This window comes from Vibrio ruber DSM 16370 (genome assembly GCF_900163965.1).
Lineage (GTDB): Bacteria > Pseudomonadota > Gammaproteobacteria > Enterobacterales > Vibrionaceae > Vibrio > Vibrio ruber.
In genome coordinates this window covers 1-21,747 of record NZ_FULE01000003.1, presented here as the reverse complement: position 1 = coordinate 21,747, position 21,747 = coordinate 1, and the positions used below count along the sequence as shown (strand labels likewise).

Annotated in this window: 19 protein-coding genes and 1 pseudogene; 10 read left to right on the top strand and 10 right to left on the bottom strand. The window is 43.6% G+C overall.

Annotated elements, in window-relative coordinates:
* From VR7878_RS00480 to VR7878_RS00465, 4 genes and pseudogenes are all read right to left on the bottom strand, one after another.
* Positions 1–84 (bottom strand): annotated as a pseudogene (locus VR7878_RS00480) (IS200/IS605 family transposase); the annotation flags it as partial.
* Between the two features lie 195 nt (positions 85–279).
* Entirely contained in the window at positions 280–1,101 is an 822-nt protein-coding gene (gene queF, locus VR7878_RS00475) for an NADPH-dependent 7-cyano-7-deazaguanine reductase QueF (RefSeq protein WP_077332394.1), read from the bottom strand.
* A gap of 22 nt (positions 1,102–1,123) precedes the next feature.
* Positions 1,124–1,978, bottom strand: coding sequence for a queuosine precursor transporter (locus tag VR7878_RS00470; protein WP_077332392.1), 855 nt, complete (start codon positions 1,976–1,978; stop codon positions 1,124–1,126).
* Entirely contained in the window at positions 1,968–2,570 is a 603-nt protein-coding gene (locus VR7878_RS00465) for a helix-turn-helix domain-containing protein (RefSeq protein ID WP_077332390.1), read from the bottom strand. The genes VR7878_RS00470 and VR7878_RS00465 overlap by 11 nt, the downstream gene beginning before the upstream one ends.
* A gap of 286 nt (positions 2,571–2,856) precedes the next feature.
* Here VR7878_RS00465 and VR7878_RS20755 point away from each other — a divergent pair, with 286 nt between their 5' ends.
* The gene (locus tag VR7878_RS20755; protein ID WP_139343960.1) at positions 2,857–3,066 is read left to right on the top strand and encodes a hypothetical protein; all 210 of its coding nucleotides are present in this window, start codon (positions 2,857–2,859) and stop codon (positions 3,064–3,066) included.
* A 240-nt stretch (positions 3,067–3,306) separates the two neighbouring features.
* Here the strand turns inward: VR7878_RS20755 and VR7878_RS00460 are convergent, their stop codons facing one another.
* Positions 3,307–4,482 carry an MIX and LysM peptidoglycan-binding domain-containing protein gene (locus VR7878_RS00460; protein ID WP_077332388.1) on the bottom strand — a complete coding sequence of 392 codons (1,176 nt, stop codon included), beginning with the start codon at positions 4,480–4,482 and terminating at the stop codon, positions 3,307–3,309.
* 492 nt (positions 4,483–4,974) lie between these two features.
* Between VR7878_RS00460 and VR7878_RS00455 the strand changes: the two genes are divergently transcribed.
* From VR7878_RS00455 to VR7878_RS00440, 4 genes are all read left to right on the top strand, one after another.
* A complete protein-coding gene (locus VR7878_RS00455) occupies positions 4,975–5,625 on the top strand; it encodes a Rossmann-fold NAD(P)-binding domain-containing protein (protein ID WP_077332386.1) in 651 nt (216 codons plus the stop codon).
* A gap of 183 nt (positions 5,626–5,808) precedes the next feature.
* Positions 5,809–6,024 carry a DUF4177 domain-containing protein gene (locus VR7878_RS00450; protein ID WP_077332384.1) on the top strand — a complete coding sequence of 72 codons (216 nt, stop codon included), beginning with the start codon at positions 5,809–5,811 and terminating at the stop codon, positions 6,022–6,024.
* 1 nt (position 6,025) lies between these two features.
* Positions 6,026–6,250, top strand: coding sequence for a membrane protein insertion efficiency factor YidD (gene yidD / locus VR7878_RS00445; RefSeq protein ID WP_077332382.1), 225 nt, complete (start codon positions 6,026–6,028; stop codon positions 6,248–6,250).
* Positions 6,250–6,678, top strand: a complete 429-nt coding sequence (locus VR7878_RS00440) for a TM2 domain-containing protein (protein WP_235862818.1) — start codon at positions 6,250–6,252, stop codon at positions 6,676–6,678. Before yidD ends, VR7878_RS00440 begins: the two co-directional genes overlap by 1 nt.
* A 143-nt stretch (positions 6,679–6,821) precedes the next feature.
* Here VR7878_RS00440 and VR7878_RS00435 read toward each other — a convergent pair whose 3' ends face one another.
* From VR7878_RS00435 to VR7878_RS00420, 4 genes are all read right to left on the bottom strand, one after another.
* Positions 6,822–7,178 carry a hypothetical protein gene (locus VR7878_RS00435; protein WP_159440412.1) on the bottom strand — a complete coding sequence of 119 codons (357 nt, stop codon included), beginning with the start codon at positions 7,176–7,178 and terminating at the stop codon, positions 6,822–6,824.
* Positions 7,179–7,300: 122 nt separating this feature from the next.
* On the bottom strand, positions 7,301–14,650 hold the full coding sequence (locus VR7878_RS00430; protein ID WP_159440411.1) for an RHS repeat-associated core domain-containing protein: 7,350 nt from the start codon (positions 14,648–14,650) through the stop codon (positions 7,301–7,303).
* Between the two features lie 38 nt (positions 14,651–14,688).
* Positions 14,689–15,015, bottom strand: coding sequence for a hypothetical protein (locus tag VR7878_RS00425; protein ID WP_077332374.1), 327 nt, complete (start codon positions 15,013–15,015; stop codon positions 14,689–14,691).
* A gap of 388 nt (positions 15,016–15,403) precedes the next feature.
* Positions 15,404–16,327 carry a LysR substrate-binding domain-containing protein gene (locus tag VR7878_RS00420; RefSeq protein WP_077332372.1) on the bottom strand — a complete coding sequence of 308 codons (924 nt, stop codon included), beginning with the start codon at positions 16,325–16,327 and terminating at the stop codon, positions 15,404–15,406.
* A gap of 116 nt (positions 16,328–16,443) precedes the next feature.
* Here VR7878_RS00420 and VR7878_RS00415 point away from each other — a divergent pair, with 116 nt between their 5' ends.
* The 5 genes from VR7878_RS00415 (at position 16,444) to VR7878_RS00395 (ending at position 21,150) form a co-directional block, all read left to right on the top strand.
* Complete coding sequence (locus VR7878_RS00415) at positions 16,444–17,766, top strand: 6-phospho-beta-glucosidase (protein WP_077332370.1); 1,323 nt, start codon at positions 16,444–16,446, stop codon at positions 17,764–17,766.
* 129 nt (positions 17,767–17,895) lie between these two features.
* Positions 17,896–19,260, top strand: coding sequence for a PTS cellobiose transporter subunit IIC (gene celB, locus VR7878_RS00410; protein ID WP_077332368.1), 1,365 nt, complete (start codon positions 17,896–17,898; stop codon positions 19,258–19,260).
* A 13-nt stretch (positions 19,261–19,273) separates the two neighbouring features.
* Positions 19,274–19,582 carry a PTS sugar transporter subunit IIB gene (locus VR7878_RS00405; protein ID WP_306345785.1) on the top strand — a complete coding sequence of 103 codons (309 nt, stop codon included), beginning with the start codon at positions 19,274–19,276 and terminating at the stop codon, positions 19,580–19,582.
* Positions 19,583–19,643: 61 nt separating this feature from the next.
* Positions 19,644–20,816, top strand: coding sequence for a mandelate racemase/muconate lactonizing enzyme family protein (locus tag VR7878_RS00400; protein ID WP_077332366.1), 1,173 nt, complete (start codon positions 19,644–19,646; stop codon positions 20,814–20,816).
* Between the two features lie 55 nt (positions 20,817–20,871).
* Entirely contained in the window at positions 20,872–21,150 is a 279-nt protein-coding gene (locus tag VR7878_RS00395; protein ID WP_077332396.1) for a PTS lactose/cellobiose transporter subunit IIA, read from the top strand.
* 372 nt (positions 21,151–21,522) lie between these two features.
* Here VR7878_RS00395 and VR7878_RS00390 read toward each other — a convergent pair.
* Positions 21,523–21,747, bottom strand: a 225-nt coding sequence (locus VR7878_RS00390) for an integrase core domain-containing protein (protein ID WP_139343959.1), incomplete at its 5' end; no start/stop codon positions are given.

The window sequence follows — 21,747 nt, the reverse complement described above, 5'->3', positions numbered from 1 at the left end:
CACTTGCCTTCTATATTTCGGTGCAAAGACTATGTGGTATTTACAGTTCCAGCGCGTGTGCGCTAAGCTCTTTTCGTCCCCCATTGGGACCCCCTTTCAATTCTTAATTAACTCTTGTAGTTGCCAGACCACAAGACGTTTTTATCAAATTGAAAGGGGTTATATAACTGACTTATAGCTGTAAGCTTTACGGAACCCCCAGCCTAGCTGGGGGTTTTCTCTATACAAAAAAGGCCTCCCATCATCAGAGGGAGGCCTTTTATCGGAAGGGATAATCGGTTACTGGCGATACGCTCGTCCGACCAGCATGACTTCCTCGAAATCACTTCGGAATGGATTGATATCCAGACCACCGCGCCGGGTGTAACGTGCAAATACCGTCAGTTTCTCCGGTTTACAGCAACGTTTGATGTCAGCAAAAATACGCTCGACGCACTGCTCGTGAAATTCATTATGTTCGCGAAAAGAGATGATATACCGCAACAGAGTTTCCCGATCGATCTCAGCCCCTTGATAATGGATATAGACACTGCCCCAGTCGGGCTGATTCGTAACCAGACAGTTCGATTTCAACAAATGAGAACAAAGCTTTTCTTCAACAATATTTGTAGAAGTGGCACCCAACAGAAGGTCTTCATCATACGCATAACTGCTGATTTCAATATCCAGATGATCAATGCAGGTGAAAGATTTATCCGCGCGAATTTCTAATGTTTCATCCACGGGTATCAGCTTCACTTGTACATCACCACCCGATGCAGCACTCAAATCCTGAATCAGGGTTTCAACCACGGCTTGCTCTGATGCAAATGGTGTCTGGTTAAGACTATTCAGGTACAACTTGAAAGATTTGGACTCAATCAAATTTGGGCTGGTACACGGAATCATAAATTCGGCCACCGCGACCATCGGCTTCCCTTTGGTATTCAGCCAAGACAGTTCATAACCGGTCCATAAATCATACCCGGAGAAAGCAGCACTATCACATGCTGTAATATTGCCGCGCCCACGCGCACGGGGAATCGGATCCAGCAGTTGGGGGGTATAGGTTGAGATATAATCCGTCTTCTTGCCAAGATTTTTCGAATAAGTTGTATCCATAATGATCCACTAACGTTGTCGTTTATCGATTGATATATTTATTAAATAGCGCCCTTGCACCGTATATCGGACCAACACCGACAATCGCATAGATGCTCTTCACCACCACCTGGCAAATAAACATGCTCCATAAGACCGTCGGGCTGAGGATATGGCTGAATGCCAGATAGATGAAAATCGCACTATCGATTAACGACGCAAAGAATGTACTGAAAAAGACCCGCACGACCAACCGTCTGCCATTGGTCAGTTGTTTGATTTTCTGCAACAGGTATGCATTAACGTTTTCCGACACGAAATAAGCAATCATTGAAGCCAGAAAAACTGAGTTAATACTGTGAATAATCGATTGATAGCTCTCATTCACCGCTTCCCAGTCGCTGATTGTCGGTGCGTAACCAGAAAGATTGAGCATCAATAACAAAAAGGCATTGGTCACGGTTGACAACAGAATGGCTGCCCGTGCCATACGCAATCCATAAAATTCATTGAGGATATCAACCAGAATAAAAGAGATCGGATATAAGAAAATCGCAAAAGGGACAATAAAACCTGAGCCGGCAATCTCAATCGGCTTTACACCCGTGATGTTCGACAAGATAAAGACAGCCGAAAGTATCGTCGCAATGGCGGCAAATGTAATCCAGTACGATTCTTTGCGATCTTTGATATCGTAAGCCCCTTGAAATCCTTCGGCACTATATAACTTCCGGCAAATTTCTTTCGTTTCAATCGGGCTGAGATCTTCTGCCACCGTACTGTTAAATATTTCATTGAGTGGTATGGATAACTGTTTCCCCGTGGCCAGTACCATCACATTGGCGACATGTTCCGGATGGCGACTAAAGCCAATTAATTTATACTTCCTATTCTGCATGTAATCGCTCCTCCCTGACACACCCAATCAATATCTCGCCATCTTTAAGCACATAATTTTCAGATTCGATTTTTAAAGAATTTCTGGATGTTAAAATAACAAGATCGTCAATATCATTCCGTTTAAATCGTTCAACCACCAATAGTGAGCCAACCTGATACCGATGGGTAAATGGGGTAGTAATATTCAAACCAATCATATTGGATTCATCCGAAAAATAATATGTTGTCGGATGAACAACAATTAATTCACCAATATATTTATCTAATGAAGCAATCAACTCTTTCTCATTAACAATAGGGATACACAATGGATTCTTATTGCCGTCCGGAGAGATCAGCTGGTTGCGGTACTCAATCGCTTCCAGATTGCTCCCTTCAATCACCTGACATGTTGTACCAAAGAAATTAGCAATCTTTTCAACTGTCTGTGTTTGAATTCGATCAACTTTACCGTCCAGAATATTGTAAATAGTTGTTCTGGTAATTCCCGTACGTTCAGAAAAGGATTTCTTACTTTCATTACGACTTTTAATCGCATAAGAAATATTATTTTTAATATTATCTATTTTTTCTTGTTTACTTAATTTCATTTACCGCCCAACCATACGCCGCATCATGAGGATCAATAAACCGATACTCATTCGAAACGAAACTAATTGCGTGATCTAGATCAACATTAGCTAACCAAATATTGAACAATTTTGGTCACATTCTGTAAAATAACTGAAGACTTCCGTTTTTCATATGATAAACAGCAAATTTCCAACGACTGATTAACTTTTAAATTTATGATCAGTCGTTTTTAAAATCAATATAATATTAATCTCAAGCTGTTAATTACATAAATATCAATAATACAGTGGTTAGGGTAATTTTATGGGCACAATGTCAGAACTAAAAGAAAATGAAAGCGGTGTGGACGATGTATTATTCTGGTGCCACGTCGTCAGCCAGTGCAGCGTTCCGACGTCAGGAGAGTTATCTCCGGCAGAGAAAGATGCGCTACACCGAGCGATTATGGCACTCCATACAACAACGACGCTTTATACTAACAGTGTAACTGAAACAGTCGTCTCTGAAATGTGAGGTCTGTTAAATAGCAAGGAAGTGTTGTCGCGCCACACTTCCTGCAAGGGTTGCTGTTGCATTTAACCCGTGCACAATTCCAAGCACAAGCCATCACTGAGCTGAAGCGTCCCCTGTCTTTAATCACCATGACTCCTCATGATGCACCACAACGCTTGTCAATATATCGGTTTCGTTGTTTATGTTGTTCCGAAGAAAAGAATAGATAGTCATTCGCTGACAGACATGTCAGCGAACCTGCTAACTGAGCGTGTTGAGACGAACAACCGGAATATCTTTTCTGATCAGAGAACGGCTGTTAATCGCTTTCATCGATGTGCCGGCAAGGTAAGTATCCTGATGAGTATAATAGCTATTCAATGGATGATTATAAGTTTGGGGCGCTTTGGTGGGCAGACCAACCGGGTTCTTTTTCAGTGAATCTGCCTTTTGAGACTGAACTGTCAGCACATCGCCAATTTTCAACGCCATCGGGTCGGCATGATACTGCGGATTCAAATCCAAGAGCTCTTTGGCGGACAGCCCATAACGCACCGCTATTTCAAGCCAACTCTCCCGATGGTTCGTTCCGGGAATCCGTTGCACGGTATGCAATGTATCGTCAGCGTTTTTTTGCTCATTCCGCACATATGGCTCCAACGGCCGTAAAACGACCGGCTCACGTGTGATGTCCAGCAATGCCTGAAGATCCAGTCTGACCGCATGTTTATCCAGCCACGTTTCATTCAATGCATCAAGCTGTGCTCTGGTGATCGGTTTTTTCAAATACAAGAGATGCTGATTGTGTACATCCCGACAACCAATCTTCCAGAACACCAGCAACGCATCATGTGCACAAGGGCAGCCTCTCGCCTGATTAAGTTTTTCATGGCGCGAAAGCGTGGCATAAAAGCTGCCTGAACCACCCGGCATCAAGTGGTACTCCTGCACCAGTCGCGCCTGATGAAAATGGTAGATATAGCCTTCAGTTGGCAGCCCCAGATGGTCACCAACCTGAATCGCCGGCTGCACCGGAATAAATGCTTCGCGGACGAAGCCGGAACCAATCGGCTTGACCTGAATCGGATGCGGCACACTGATCCCCAAAGGACTGAGGTCATTAAAGGCCATAATCCGCTTCGGGTCGTTATAAGCGGTATAGTAAGTATAGCGGGTGCCATATTCTGTCGAATATTGATTCTGCGGACTGGTCGTTAACTCAACTTCCTGCCCTTTGAGGGCAAATCCATAGCGAATCATCGCGCGACGAGATTCATCCGAGCAAGCGATTTCCAGATGATACTCAAACCGGACATTCGGAATTTGATCCGGGCGCTCCGGCAGCGTCGGTGCAGCACTATGAGATGCGGTAGAAAAGGAAGACCGGAGATGATTCGATTCTGTAAGGATATCGGCACTGATTTTTGACTGAATCATACGGGTTCACTGACGTTTCTTACTGATGATGACTATTATTCGATTCTTAACCAACGCGAATGAAACGCTACAAGGTGCTTATTCTACACAAAAACCAATCAATGTGTATGTAATGCTCAGTTGCCATAACCAAACCTTGAACCAGAGTAACGATTCTGCGTACTTGCTATCAACTGTATCAATAATAACGTCAAAAGGAGCAATAAAGTCAAGAGAAAGCAAAATATCGAGAGTTTTCAATTTCAAACTGAAGTTGATCCAGCGCTGCAGGCATATCAGGGAATAGCTGAGCGGTCATGGTGGGGTGCGCTTGAAAGATAGCTAAGCGGCATTCCCCGCGCCGCGATCAATACCCGTTCAGATTGAACAAAATTCAACCACGAAAGATCAACAGCCCTATCCGCAGATGGAACCATGCTTTGATTGCTTCTACACTCAGATTCAGGGGTTAACTGGCTCACAATAACAGATATCATAACAAAGGAGGAACAGATGACAGACCAACGTCACATCGCGATTGCAGGGGCATCAGGTCTGGTGGGTCATTCGATTTTACTCAACGCACTTGATGACCCGTCAATTGGAGAAGTTCATGTGCTATGCCGTCACCCGGTGAAAGTCAGCCACCCGAAACTATTGGAACATCAAGTTGATTTTCAACTGATCCCCCCCTTACCAGCAATCAACGAAGTCTATCTGGCTATTGGGACGACCATGCATCAGGCCGGTAGCCGGGCTGCATTTCGGGCAGTGGATTTGGCAATCAATTTAGCAGTCGCACAAGCGGCAATTGCTGCGGGCGCACAACGCATCGGGCTGGTCAGTGCCATGGCAGCCAATCCCAAATCACCGTTTTTCTACAATCGCGTCAAAGGTGAGCTGGAAGCAGCTTTAACGGATCTTTCTCCGCAGGGTTTGGTCATCGCTCGCCCATCGATGCTACTGGGAGATCGAGAGGCATTGGGACAACTGGTACGCCTGAGTGAAACACTCACAAAATATGTCAGTCAAGCGATCAAACCACTTATCCCGCAGAACTATCGTCCGATTGAGGCACCAAAAGTGGCGCAGGCACTCCTGAATCATGTTCCCACCGCTGACCGGACAATTATTTTACGCTCAGGTGAGATGCAGACCGCATGATACAATCCTCCGCCATGAACAGCTGGAGTGGAATAATACTCAATCCGGATAAAAATATGGCAAATGAGATATGAATAACTCGGATGAATATCATAAAAACTTATAAATCATGATGTTAGTTGTTGATAAATCAATCACTCTTAGATAGCATGCCGTTTTCTATTAAATAAGTTGGTAATCAACATGGCTCAATACAAAGAATATAAAGTGGTTCACATCGTAGAAGGTGGTTGCGGTACAGTTTTACTTGGCTCAAGTGGCTTGCCTGTGCAAAAAATGGAAGCCGATCTGAACAAGTACGCCGCCGATGGCTGGCAAGTTGTCTTTCAGGTGATTGAACAGAAACGCTTTATGCTGTTCTGGAAACGTGAAGCGATTCTGCTGACGTTAGGCCGCTAATTTGCTGAAGTTTATCTCTCTGCATTTGATCCGCCTTTACCAACGTAAAGGCGGCTCTAAACAATTACTCAATATTGAATGTAACTTCGAACCAACCTGCTCGGAATACACCAAACAATGCATTGAGAAATACGGCGCACGAAAAGGGTGGAAACTCGGACTTGCCCGCATCAAACGTTGTAATCAGCCGGATTTGGTCGAAAAAATTTATGACGAGGTGCCGTAATGAGTTCCCTGATGAGCTGGCTTGAGCCCCAAGAACAACTCGAAACCAGAGAAGAGCAGCTGCGAAAACAGATCAATGCGCTGTCTGATGCCGAAAGAAAAGTCTTTTATCATGAGCAGTCCAAGCTCATCAAAGACCCTGATAATTACGCGGTACTCAACTATTTCTTTCTCGGTGGTGTGCACCATCTGTATCTGGGCAGATATAAACGGTTTATCGCGGAACTGGTTCTGCTGATCATTGCTATCTTGAGTTTTATTCTCGGTGGCAGCGGACTGGGCGTCCTGATTCTGATTGCTTTATGTGGCTATGAACTGCCCCAGTTATTCCTCTCGCAGAAAATTGTCCGTCAGTACAACGAAGCTATCTCCAGAGAACTTTACGAGCAGATTATCCATAGCGGTTCACCGCATCGCGATCACCATTGAATCTACTGTTGTCACATCAGTTTTCCATCTGGTGTGACTGACCTTCAGGCTTTTCCCCATTAACCACACCAGTACTTATGCAAATAAAAAAGCTTCAAGTCAGTGACTCAAAGCTTTTATCTAAGACAAGGTAAATAAAACCGTTACTGATTAATCACTCGTACACCGTAAAGTAGCGGAACGCTGTTGGCACGGCAGGTCGTCATATAAATCTGTACTTTCTTATTCTGAGCCTGTGCTGTGAGTAATATCGAAGACCAAGTCTGAATCCAGGCATTCATATCACTCGGATCATAGACAGCCAGTTTCTCGGTTGCCGCACATACCGAGGTAACTGGTGGTTTATCAAAAGTAACCCTCAGCTGAGCCTTAGCAAATCGACCTTCATTTACACTGACCGATACATCTTTGACCGTCAACGGCTCGGTCCAGGCCCCGGCAAATGCGGTCGAAGAGAGTAGCAGACCGCCGAGCAGTAGTATTTTTGGTAATTTCATCATAGTTCCTTGCTTTATCATCAGTGGCCACTGTGTCGCATGTCTGCTGGGCCTGTTTTACAAAATTTCATTGATTATTGAGTGTAGCGGCGGCACGCGATGTACCGCCGAAAGATTCAATAGAATTAGCATTTTCCATACGCTGAACAGTAAGGATGGTTTTTATCCAGCCTGAAGATCGGCGGATAAAAACTGAACTGACTGTAAGGGCTGGAAATCAGTGAACCGGGATTAAAAATCCCCCCGAGCACACCACCGCTGACGCCATCATGCATTCCATTGGTCACCGTGACGCCCGGCCCACCGATATTAGTGGCGGGTAAGGCATACACATGGGCACTTGATGCGTAGCCGTGTCGCACAAGATTGGTTGAACGCAACGCACCGAGGCTGTGACCGATCTCGATCCGCCGTCCTTCAGCCTGACGAATAAAGCTCCGGCCAACGGCGTCGATTTCTCCTTGGTAGCCAAGAATCGTGTCATTGACATCCCAGAGAACACCCCACATGCCATGTTTATTCCGGGTCGTAAATCCATAAATCTGGACACCTTTGTCATCGATTTGTACCGTATCCCCCGCGACAGCCAAACCAAGCTCTGAATTCAATTGCAGTAAGATATTCGCTTCATACAGGCTCAGACCTAACTTATTCGCATAGTGCTCTACCCGCGTCTTCCAGTAATAGTTTTTCGCCTCCACCACGGCATTCGCAGCAACCTGACCAAAACTGCCCCCCAAACCATATAAGGCAAAATTGGCAATGGTCGATTGTTCACGGCTTAACGTTGCAGAAGTGACAAAAGAAATCGTTCCCTTCACCGAACTCAGCGGATTTCCGACACCATAAATTCTCGCGCCGGCATATGAAAATGCCCCGGCCCGAAATGCGCCGCTATATGAACCGGTATATCCCAGTGTCGATGCAGCAGCATAACCGGCACATCCCACCGGCCCACCCACTACGCAGGCAGCCGTCTGTAACACCGCGTTCAGATATTTCACCTTGGCCACCCCTTTAAACACTTCCCGGGTGACTTTCTTCAGGCCTTTACTGATTGCTTTTCTGATCTTTTTCCAGAAATGACCCGACGGATCGTAATACTTCATCGGGTTATTCATTACATAGCTATAGCGGTTATAGGACTGACTGTGATCGGGAGCCTGAATATAAGTGTCCGCACTGAGGAAACGCGCCAGCGTGGCATCGTACACCCGGGCATTCATGTGAATCAGCCCGACTTCTTCGATCTGTTCGTGACCGGTATAGCCCCGGTTTTGCATCAGTGCCTGCGGGATATTTTGTGTCTCTTGCTGCCACGCAAATGGCCGGACTTTACCCCAGGCATCATAGTTTCTGCGCTCAACGACATTGCCCCACATATCGGTCATCAAGTCGATGGAATGCAGCGCATCACTATGGCTGTAACGAATCTGACGATCCACCGAGGCCGCATTGCCTTGACCATCGGTTTTGGTCACATCAACATTGAGCGCCACCAGACGGCCGTCAACATAGATAAACTGCTTATGCTGGATATTGCCGTCCGCACCTTCAACTCGCTCATACACTTTGCCCAGATACCATGTTTTCTCACCCTGATGATTCTGTTTAAAGTAGCGCTGACGGGCTGAATCGTATTTGAACGCCACCCACTGCTCACCCGATGTAATCCGCTCAGGTTTGTTGAATCCATTCCAGTCAATGGTCCGCCCGCCACCAGTAAGCATGTTGCCGTTGGCATCATAGGTATAGGTATTGTTACCGGCGCGCGTCACCGCGTGTACATGATCGGGGTCGGCATAGAAATAACGACCGACATCTGATTTATAGGTAATGTTGCCTTCCGCGTTATACCTGACGGTATAATCCTTATTAAATAATGGATTATCCTGATGCTGATGGTTGGTACCGGTGAGGCGGTTGGTAATAAATCGATCTTGCTGGTCATAATAGTATTCTTCACGAATATTATTGATGGCATCGTAACGGGACGTAACATTATCCATCCGATCATAGGTATAGTGCAGAGAGCGAATGGACTGGTTGCCCTGAAGTGTCGTGATATTGAGCAACTGACCACTGTCTTCCTGATAGTCATACTGGTTGGTCAGGCCATTACCGTAGATTTCGGCAGCGATACGCCCTTCCGCATCGACATCGCTGAGCTTCCAGTAGCTGAGTTTGCCTTGAGCCGGCGCGGCATCTTTTAACGACTGTAACAATAGAGATTCAGTACCGCTTTCCTCGCCTAAATTCCGGTAGCGTTGCGAAACCAGTTTGACCTGTTTGACCAGCTGAACCAGTTGGTTCGCCGCCTGTAAGTAGCTGGTTGCTTTGCGGTGGGTGTGATCGGCCACATATTCGAGACGGCCGATATCATCAGCTAACACTGTCAGACGACCAAACATCTCCCGGACTCGCTGGTCGTATAACGGGTCATCCCGATCTAATGTAAAACTCACCAACCCGGCACCGTTGTTGTCCGCATAATGGCCATAATAAGCAATCTGATTTGCGGCAATTAAGCCAGATTGAACGCTTGCCCATTCCGCTAAGCTCACTTTGCGTAACAGGTTGCCCTCTAGTTTGAGATGGAATTTCGGTTGCTGAACCACGGTAATCGTGACCGGTGGGTTGATCAAGATGGTCCGGCTCGGTACTTTAAAATAACGTTCCCCATGCTCATCATAAAATGCTTCCAGCGCCCGGCCATGGAGCTCAGCGTACATTTGCTGCGCAAACTGCTCATTCTCCGCAACACCATCGGCAGAAATCACGTGGTCTTTCAGCGCCAGATATTCTTCTTCCCGAGACTGATAAAAATGTTGTTGTCTTCGGAGCTCTTTGGCTTTACGCAGATAATCACCGGCCCGGGCGAGCGCCTGATCAATCAATGGCCGAATCACACGGTCATATTCCTCGGCACTAAAGTGAATCTGAGCCTGACTGATATCACCCCAAATTTCGGTATTAATCCCCGTTTGCGCATCCCGTTGATAGTTGAGCGTAAACTGATTCGGCCGATGCTCGGCAATCAACTGGCCAAGGTTGTTATACTCAAAACTACGACTGAGTGTCTGGTCTTCGGTAATCAACTCTTCTTTGCTGGCTCTGCCGACGGCATCCACATAAAAGTTCTTGATCAATTCGCCTTCAACTTCACTTTGCAGCAATGCCCCATTCCATTGACGGGTACCGGTTGCCGTTGCCACCGAGTCATAATGCCATTGTGTGGTGCGAATCTGTTTCTGCTCGCCCTGCGCGGTTGCTGTGATGGTCTCTTCGTTACTCTCGATCATCCGCCCCAACGCATCATACTTCATCGTCGTGTGCTGACCTTTGGCATCCGTCTGACTCAGGAGGTTGCCAAATCCATCGTAAACATAAGTCCGGACACCTAAATCCGGATCACTACGGTAGATTTCTTTCCCTTGTACATTGTAGCGAGACTCGCTCATATTCCCGGTTGCACTGATCACCGACTTCAGCGATCCATCGGCATAATATTCTTTGGTGAGACTGCCACCTGCGGGCTCTAGCTTCTGAATCTCCCATCCCATCACGTTGAGATATGTGGACTCTTTTCTGCCTTTGGCATCAATCTTTGTAGTGACGAATGGCTGATACTGGTAAGACACCCAACTCAGGTCTTTCCCTGCCGGTCCCGGCTGAGAAACGGTATGAATGCGCCCCAACTGATCATAACGGGTATACGTATACTGCGGGACATCACCGGCGTAATAAGGACGAGTGACCGCACTCACCTGTCCCAACGGGGTATACTGATGATTCACCAGAACCCATTTACCATTCAGCGCCCGGTGTGCATCACGAACCTTACGTTGCAACATGTCGTAAAAAGCAACCTGTGTCGCCTGCCCCGGCGTCTCAGAAACTACACAATAAACCGCATCAGACGGTTTGACCCCACAGCGATTATCGGATGCCGGCAGATACCGATACTGAGTTTTAATAAACCCGGTTTCAGCCTGCTGCCAAGACTCGGTTTTGCGCCCTAAACCATCGAGATAAACGCGCGATTCAAGCCCGTTCGGATCCCAGTTGGTCATGACTCCGTTTAAACGGTCTCTGACGGTTCGGCTTTGATGTCCCAATGGATTGGTGTTGGTTGACGTGGTTAGGTTTTGTGAATACGTCAGGCTATGTTGCGATTCCTGACTGACCTGAACACCATTTTGTTGTGCCGTGATTGTCTCTGATTCAACAAACCCTTCGCTGTTATAGCGGTATGTTTTGGTGACAGCCAGTGCATCACCGGGATCGCTGACTTCCTTCACAACTTTCCCGGTCAGCGGATCATAACTGAATTCAGCAACATGACTGATTTGACTGCCGTCAGTATGAATCTGGGTGGTCTGCGAGCGGGTCAACAACCCCAGCAACCAAGAAGAAACATGATTACTAAACTGATTTTCAACAACCTTGCGGTAAGTATCTGTGGCTCCGGTAACCGGATTGAGCCCCTGTGTCAGCGTGGTTGTTTTACCAATATTGCCATAGTCATCAACCTGCTCATGGCTGACTGTCGTCGTCATCAGAAGGTTTTTATCCAGATCATAGCTTTTATCACGCTGCTGCTGCACATAAACCTGATAACTACGATGCTCGGTGACCTGTGGTGTATTACTCACCAGTTGCTGATACTGATCGTGGGCAATGAGATGAGTTGTTAATGTTTTCTGCTGTGTCGCCAGTGTTTGTTTCAGCGCATCATCCACGGGAGACAAGACTGCCTGCGATCCCTGTGCCAGTTCAGGAACCGACGCTAGATTTTCAACCAGATAATATTGATCGTTCGGTTGGATGATCGAGATAATGACCGGCCCCGGAATCAGCAACGCGGTATCCGGCTTTTTGGCATAAGTTTTATCTTGATATTCGATCAATTCATAGGACTGCGCGAGCGCTGCGGCTGCCTGTCGAATCTGCTCCTGAGACTTGGGTCGTTCCAATCCCTGCCGTGTCACCGAGCGATGTTCATAGTGGGTATCCGACTCATTCAACAGTGTCAGATGGCGGAAGTTCCAGAAGTTCTCCTCACCACAGACACTACAGTTCTCATCCAGCGTACTGTCATTCCCAAGGAAGGCTTGGCGATGTTTTTGATTCTGACTGTAAGGAAACTCAGTGTAAAACTCGATATACCGGTTGCGTTGGTTTTTCCCGTTAACGAATTCACGTTGTTTAATCCACTCAAAACCGCCGGAACCTTCGCCCTGCGTATCATATTGATACGGACCATATTGAAACACATAACTGGTGGTTCCGCTGCCATTCTCACTGTCCAGCCGATAAGCGACCGGATGGGCCAATGAAAGATTTTGTTTGGGTAAGGTCGCCGGTTGAATCGCGGAACGATCCGTATGTTGCCCGTAAGCACCAAACCATACCTGTGATGTATGACCCAGACCGTTGGTTACCTTAGACAGCAATAAAGCCCGGTTAACCAGATTCTCAGCCGTCTTACAGACTAGCAAGCCACTTTTATCGCTACAGTAATCGAGTTGACCATCGTGATTCAGATCGGCCCACCAGCGTTGGGTACTGCCCCATGAATCGACTTTAAACTGATAATTTTCTTTGTTGATATTGGTACAGAACACCTGAGAGCCGCTGCCACGACAAAAATCAATCACGCCGTCCTGGTTGAGATCCTGCCACCAGCGTTTATTCGCATCTCCCCAGTTGCCATTCCAGTCCGGCCCACCGGCCAAAACCAGATCATTGCTTAAGCCGGACACATCACCGTGAGTCCCATAAGAACAGGTCAGGTTCTTCTCCTGACCGGCTTCATTTTTGGTTGCCCGGCACAGATCCATTGCTCCGTCACCATTGATATCAACCCACCAGCGCTTATCTTTACTGCCAATGTCAGCCAACGAGAACACCCGGACTCGTTCACCTTTCACCTCGCTGCCATTCAATAACGTACATTTGACCAGCTTTGCACCGATGCGGCAGAAATCCTGACTGCCGTTGCCGTCGAGATCAACCCAGTCGATGTCACTATTCGACTCCCAAACCAAGTGGTTGAGACGAGCGGTTTCCTGCCATGTATAAGTGGTCTCATTCTCTTTTTTCAGTTGACTACAGACCAAGTCATCATCGATGCGACGACAGAATTCAGGATAACCGTCTCCATTGGTATCGACCCACCACCGATTCTCTTTCGAACCAAGCGCCGGTAACGGGTAAGTCTGAGTGGTTTGTTGGCTATTTGGGGAGAATTCGGTACAAATCAGCTGGTCATTATCATTACGACAGAATTCGCTTTTGCTATTCCCATTGAGATCCAGCCACCAGTGGGCATCACTGTCTCCCCATTTGGTCAGCGGATACGCAACGCTTTTGTTGTCACCGGCGATACTCAAATGACAGTGCAGTCCACCAGCGGCGGTTTTACACAGATCAAGCGCACCGTCTCCGTCTAAGTCAACCCACCATGACCGAGGCTGATTCTTCCAAGACTTAGGAATACTGTTATTGCCCCAGTTACCAATATTGCTGCTGACCACTTGCTGGTTAAAATAAACGTTTTGCTGAGTGGGTTTGGGGATTGAATGCCAGTTGAATTGAGTTTTAGGTAAACACAAACTATCCCGGTCACAATATTGAATTGCGCGAACGGTATGCGCATCAATTGAAGAACTTTGTTCACCCGTTGTCGCTTGATAAGTGAACTGATAATAATTGGCCAGTTGACCACTCGTCTTTAATTCAATCCGCGATAATCGTTCGCCGGATTCATCTGTCTCCCCACCTTGACTGAAGCGAGACAATTTAAATTGAGCATTTGCCATCGGTTCGTAAACAAATGCGAGTGAATAAATATCATAATCGACCTGAGAGATTTCACCATGGGTCGTATAGCTGTATTTGATTGGATTCTTGCGTAATGTATTGGTCACTTCACTCAGCAACCAGGCACGGATTTGCGGATGATAAAGATAGGTCATCCGCTCACCGCTCTTACTCTGGGAAATAAAAACGCTGTCTGACGCTAATGCATTACCGCTCAGTGAGACACGGGTAAAATCATCTTGCTGTAAAAAATAAACCGAACCATCTTCACCACGAACGCCATCTGCAACAATCAGCCGATTGCCATCCATGCAGAAATTATCCAGTCGGCTATTTTCAACCGGACGAAATTGCTCATCGGTAAACCACTGACTGCCACAGCGATAAATAGAAGAGAGGCCGGCAATATTAAAACCGACACCCAATGCTGAATTCGCTGCACCCTGACTGGAATACTGAATCGCCAACTGCGGCGTATTGCCGCCACGTCCTTCCGGTAATTCAATCGGAATCTGATAAGAGGCAATTCCTTGGTGAACACTGAGCTCTCCCGGCAAAGTACCGACTGTTTCAGTGATAGGGGCAGATTGTGCGTATAACGCAGACACAAAAAGACCCAGACCTAACAAGAGGCCAATCCGTTTATTCATACTTAACCCACTTAACATTTAATACAGCAAATACAGCACTACTTTTCTTGGCTTAACTGTTGTAGCGTTTGCTCAAGTGATTCAATTTGCTGATCCATATCCTGATCGGATAGTGTCTCAGTCGCTGATAACGGCTGCTCATGAATCAGCGCCTGCCGTAACTGTTTCACCTGAACCTGATGATTTAATTTTTCTACGGTCAGTGTTTCTGTATCTGGCGGTAAGGTATGATTTTTTTCGGGGAGCGGGTGACGCTGCTCAACAACAGAGCGTTTGGGTAACAAAAGGTTGATACTGGCAATAACTGCAACCAGCAATAAAAGTGCTAACACCCAGCGAATCACCGTTGTTTTATGATTTATCATGAATAATCTATCAGTACCTGAAGCCAAATTCGCGGATAAAATACAACTTTATCGCAATAATCATTAGTGTGCATATGCAAAAAGGTTGGTTAGGTCACAAAAATATTTGCTTTCATCCGATTAGCCACGTAAATAAGTTAGTCCTAAATATCAGATTGCAGCGTCTGAGAGAGGAGAACAGTCAAACAAATTTGTTGCGTTGTCAGATGCCGGAAGAGAGAGGCGATTTTTACGGCTTCATCTGACAATGTTGATGGCCATGACATAAATAGTGCTTCAGTTAAATTTTAAATTTATATTATTTTTAAACGATTGCTTACAATAACTAATATTTACCCTACAACATAAATTTGATAATTATTAATAACTATCAAGTTTATTGATAATATCAACTATCCTCATGTGCATTGTATTCATTAATATATTGTTTAATCCAATTTAAAAAGGCCTGTAATTTGGGTCTGGTCTCATGACCTTTTGGACATATCAAGTCATAACCGAACCCAGAAGATACTCGCTCAAAAGGAGCGATTAGTTCACCACTATCCAGATAAGATCTAATCGTATTATACCTTCCCAAAGCAATCCCCATAGAAATTCTTGCTGCTACCATTGTGAGTTCCTCATGGTTAAAGACATACTTGTGTTTCAAAATATTCGTATCTCTATTTGTTGATTCTAGCCAGTGCTGCCATTCCGTCAACGGAGATAAAAATTCTAAAGATTCGGTACAATGTAAAAATGTCGCTTCGCTTAATCGACGATCGCTTTCACCTAATCCGAAGCGCTCTGCATATTCAGGTGTACAGACAGGAACCAAGTATTCATCAAATAATCGAATACGGTAAAAATCCGGATGTTTTTCATCTCCATAATAAATCGCAATATCAACAGGTTGATTTTGAAAATCTAGTTTACTTGCCTTTACACGAATTTTTACATCTAGGTGGGGATATAGATTCTGAAATTGGGCTAACTTAGGTACTAACCATAGATGAGCAAATGTTGGTGCTACACCTATATACAATTCCCCTCTTAATTCATTGAATCGAATATCATCTATTTCAGTAAAGATACTGGATAGTGATTTTGTTAACGTTCTAAGCATCCGAATCCCATCATCTGTCAGTTCAAGTTTTCGAGTTAATCGGATAAAAAGGGTGAAACCGAGATCTGCTTCAAGCTTTTTAATTCTCTGGCTTACAGCCCCTTGAGTTAAACATAGCTCTTCAGCTGCGAGAGTAAAACTTAAAAACTTTGCTACAACGCTGAAAGTATAAAGGTTTGCGAGTATATTTTGCTTATCAGCCATCTGTGGCACCTCTCCTACGCATTAGAATTTTTAATTCATAAAGACCGCGGTTTCGTTTGTCGTGAATTTCCACTCATGTGAAATTAACACAAGATTTATGAGAGAGTATCGCAAAAATGAATTCTAAATTAAAAGTAGTAGTAATTGGTGGCGGCTCAAGCTATACGCCAGAATTGATTGAAGGTCTGATTAATCGTTACCATGAATTACCAGTTGGTGAACTGTGGTTGGTTGATATTGAAGATGGCCTAGAAAAGGTGCAAATAATCTCAGATCTTGCTAAGCGCATGATTAAGAAAAAAGGCTTAGATATCAATGTAAGAGTGACTCTTGATCGGCGTTTAGCATTACAAAACGCAGATTATGTTTGCTCACAATTCAGAGCTGGCTGCTTAGATGGACGCATTCGTGATGAGCGTATTTCATTGAAATATGGAATGATTGGCCAAGAAACAAACGGGTTAGGTGGGTTTGCTAACGCATGTCGCACAATTCCAATTACTCTTGAAATTTGTAAAGAAATGGAAGAGCTTTGCCCCAATGCTTGGCTACTTAACTTTACAAACCCATCAGGTATGGTCACAGAAGCTGTCCTCAAATACACCAATATAAAAGCCATCGGCTTATGCAATGTCCCAGTAATTATGGAGAAAGGCGTTGCCAAAATTATCGGTGCAAATGAAGGTGAATTCATCATGCAGGTTGCAGGCCTGAATCATATGATATGGGCAAGAAAAATATTACATAATGGTGAAGATAAGCTAAAAATTGTCATTGATGAAATACTCAAAGGTAATGACCCATTAGTACCATCGAATATACCTGCATTCAACTGGCCAAAAGACCTATTAAGAAATATGGGAATGATACCTTGTGCTTACTTACGTTATTACTACACAAGTTATGACATCATGAAGCAAGAACAAGAAGAAGCAGATGGTGAAGGAACTCGAGGTGAAGTAGTTAAAGCAATGGAAAAACGTCTATTTGACATTTATAAAAATCCAGAGCTTACAGAAAAACCTAAAGAATTAGAAAAACGTGGTGGTCAATATTATTCAGAAGCTGCATGTGAGTTAATGGCTTCAATTCATAATGATAAACGAACTGTAATGCATGTGAATACTCGAAATAATGGTGCAATTAATGGTTTACCTGACGACTGCACAGTCGAAGTCAGTTCAATTATTACCAAAAATGGTCCGATGCCACTAAATGTAGAACCATTTCCAAATGATACATTACGCCTTATTCAATTAATGAAAGAGTTTGAAACGCTCACAGTTGAATCTGCGGTGAAGGGAGATCTCGTAGCAGCAAAAAGAGGATTAATTCTAAACCCTATCGTGAATACAGGTACTATTTTAGATGAAGCTCTAAAAGAGACTGTACGAGAAAATCTCGATTATATGCCGCAATTTCGATGGATGTTTGAATAAATAAAACCTAGTCGAAAATCAATCTAATTTAGCTCTTATATTAATAACTTAAAATTTTAAAATATAAAATAAGAGCTGTTTACATAAAAATAAACATTAACCTCTACCTCTACTAATAAGGATTCGATTATGCCAACAACCATGGATAAATTGACCGCATTCCTTGACCGGTACTTTGTGCCATATGCAGCAAAGGTTGCAAACCAGACACACCTACAAGCAATAAGAGACGGTCTTGTTATGTCTATGTCTCTAATTATTGTTGGATCTGTATTCTTAATTATTGGGAACATTCCAATACCTGGCTATTATGACTTTATGGCCTCTATTTTTGGCAGTGGTTGGAAACAGGCATTATCTATTCCAGTAAGTGCTACTTTTGGCTTACTTGGTTTATTTGTTAGCATTGGCGTTTCTTATCGTCTAGCAGAAAAATATTCATTAGATTCTATTACTTCTGCTATTGCTTCAGTAACATCGTTCATGATTGTTTCTCCATATGAAATACACGCTTTCATCAAAGATATTGGTCAAACTGTTGATGTTAGAGGGATAAACCTTGATTACATGGGCGCAAAAGGGATGTTCGTTTCTATTATAATGGCGATAGTCTCTGTAGAAATAATGCGATTCTTTGTAAGAAAAGGCATTGTAATAAAATTGCCAGAAAGTGTCCCATCAGCAGTATCTAAATCATTCACAGCGCTAGTTCCGATTCTATTTATCATTCTTTTTTCCCTTTTATTGCGTATCGGGATCGAAAAAACCAGTTGGGAAAATATTCACGTATTAATCCAAACATTTGTTTCTAAACCTTTATTACATGCTGGAGGTTCTTATTGGGGAGCAATGCTGACAACTCTCTTCATTAGTTTGCTCTGGGCTATTGGTTTACACGGCTCAACGATCGTTCAAGCAGTTATGATGCCTATTTGGCTAACGTTAATGGATCAAAATAGAATTGCCTTTGAATCTGGGCAAGAATTACCAAACGTCGTTACTTTTGATTTCTTCTACTTTTCAACCAAGATGGGTGGGGCTGGATCTACATTAATTTTAGTATTTTTCATGGCTTTCCTAGCTAAATCTCAACACTTGAAAGAAATCGGTAAGCTTTCGGTTGTTCCTGGAATATTTAATATTAATGAACCTGTTATATTCGGTGTTCCAATTGTTCTTAACCCATTACTACTAATTCCTTTTATTACAGCACCGTTAGTTGCAACCACAACCACTTACTTTGCTATGGCTACTGATTTAGTACCAAAATTAACAGGTGTAACTTTGCCTTGGACGACACCTGTTGGCATATATGGATTCTTAGCTACAAACGGTAGTTTCGCAGCAGTATTTCTAACAATATTTAATCTATTAATAATTGGTGCAATTTACTATCCATTTTTTAAAGTTTTTGACAAACAGAAGTGTAAAGAAGAACAAACATTGGAACAACAAAAAATATCAATGCAACAAGATGAAGTTAAAGCATTATAATTCATAGGGTGAAATGATGAAAAAAATAATACTGTGTTGTATGGCGGGAATGTCCACTAGTATGTTAGTTAAGAAAATGCAGCAAGCAGCTGACGAAGCTAACATTGATTGTGATATTAATGCTGTATCAGCGGATCAGATTAAATCAAATTTAAATGGAACGGATGTCGTTTTATTAGGTCCACAAATAAAATATAAGCTTCCAGAGATAAAGAAAATTTGTGATGAAATGAACGTTCCATGTGATGTGATTAATATGTTGGATTATGGGGCGATGAATGGTAAAAAAGTTTTGGATTTCGCCATAACCATTTCAAAATAATTTTATCAGAATCTTTGACGAAGAGGTTATTTTTTCAATATAACCTCTTGAGGATATAGTAATGAAAATAACAGACATCGAAATATTCTGTGCTGATTTTGATCCATCGTCACCTAATGAGCCTATTTTTATTAAGATCAATACTGATTCTGGAATCAGTGGGTTTGGTGAAGCTGGTGTCGCTTACGGGAATGCAAAACAAGGAGCTATCGGACAGCTACAGGATTTTGCTAAGCTAATTATTGGTACAAATCCTTTGTGTATTGAAAAGATTTGGGATCAGCTTTATCGGGATACCTTCTGGGGCCAAGGTGGAGGAACGGTAATATTCTCGGCTATCAGTGCCATTGATATTGCTCTATGGGATATTAAGGGTAAAGCTCTGAATGTTCCGGTCTACGAATTACTTGGTGGTAAAACCAGAGATAAAATCAGGGCTTATGCGAGTCAAATTCAATTTGGATGGGGTGAAAAGGAAACACCATTACCAGGTATTGAAACATTGGCTGATGCCGCCCAAAAAGCGATTAGCGAAGGATATACTGCGATTAAAGTAGATCCCCTGCAACGGGATATTAATGGAGATAAAAATAAACGAAATGATGGTTTAATCTCACATGAAAAACTTAAACTTTGCCGGGACAGACTTGCCGCTATACGCACAGCTGTTGGTGATGATGTCGATATTATTTTAGAACTTCACGCAAAAACAGATTTCAACTCATCATTGCAAATTAACCGAATTATAAAAGACCTGAATATTTTTTACATGGAAGAGCCATGTGGTTCTTTAAACTCTGACCTAATGAAGGAGTTACGTACCCAAGTCGATGTGCCTCTGGCCGCTGGTGAACGAATTTATACGAGATATGGTTTTAGACCATTTTTAGAAAATCGCTCTCTAGATGTGATTCAGCCAGACCTAGCAACTTGTGGTGGCATTACGGAGGTCAAGAAGATATGCGATATGGCTAGGATTTATGATGTTTTAGTCCAGCCTCATATTTGTGGTGGTCCAATATCAGCAGCTGCAGCATTACAGATAGAAGCCGTTATTCCTAACTTTTGTATTCATGAACATCACATCGGAAATTTAAGTAGCTTTTCACGAAACTTAGGTGAGTACGATATTCAACCCATAGACGGTTATATTACCGTTCCCAATAGACCTGGGATTGGTCAAAACATACCACTTAATATTATAAATAAATGCAATGTAATACATATTCGTTAATAAGCTTTGGGGGGAATATACTGTGAAGAATGAGATAGAATTAGAAGCTACAATTATGGAGCTAATAATTAATGCTGGTCAATCTAAAGCCTATGCGTTTGAGGCTCTCACTTGCGCAAAAAAAGGGGATTGGCAAAAAGTCGATAACTTGATGATGTTAGCAAAAGAGTCTGCTAACAAAGCTCACCAAGTACAAACAGAGTTTATCGGGTTAGATGAAGGGTGTGGAAAACTACCAATTACGCTGATCATGGTACATGCTCAGGATCATATTATGACAGCGATGTTAGCTCGGGAGATAATTGAAGAATTGATCGAAGTTTACAAAAGATAGATTGTTAGAGACGGTAAAAGATTCAGGATTTGCTGAATCAAACACACCATCCGAAATCGACTACATAATGGATTTAAAGAGGATAGAAGCCTGATTCGATGCACACCTGAAGATGATGAACTTGAGCAACTCGCTTCTTTTATTGAAGCGTATGAAGAAGAACATTATCCGATGTAAATGGAGTCAGCAGTGTTCTTTCACTTTTTAAAATGCGAATCTTGCGTACTCATTCACTCTCAAATATCGCCTCTCTGTAAACGATAAGAGCCACATTAAGTGGCTCTATTACGCGTTACCTGCGGTCAATACTCTATGAGCGGAAGAATTCTGAAATGATATGCCCCTAGTTTAATGAAGGGCACCCTGTAGTGGTCAACTAAAATTGGCCACGGTTTTAGAGTTTTTCCAATATAGTCGTTCAGACTCATTGGGTGTCAGCCCACCATTATATTGATGGGGCCTAAGTTGGCTGTAATAACCTGTGATGTAACGAGTTATATGCTGTCTTGCTTCGCTAAAACTCCTATAACCCGACACCGGTATCCATTCTGTCTTTAGACTTCTGAAGAACCGCTCCATCGGGCTATTGTCCCAACA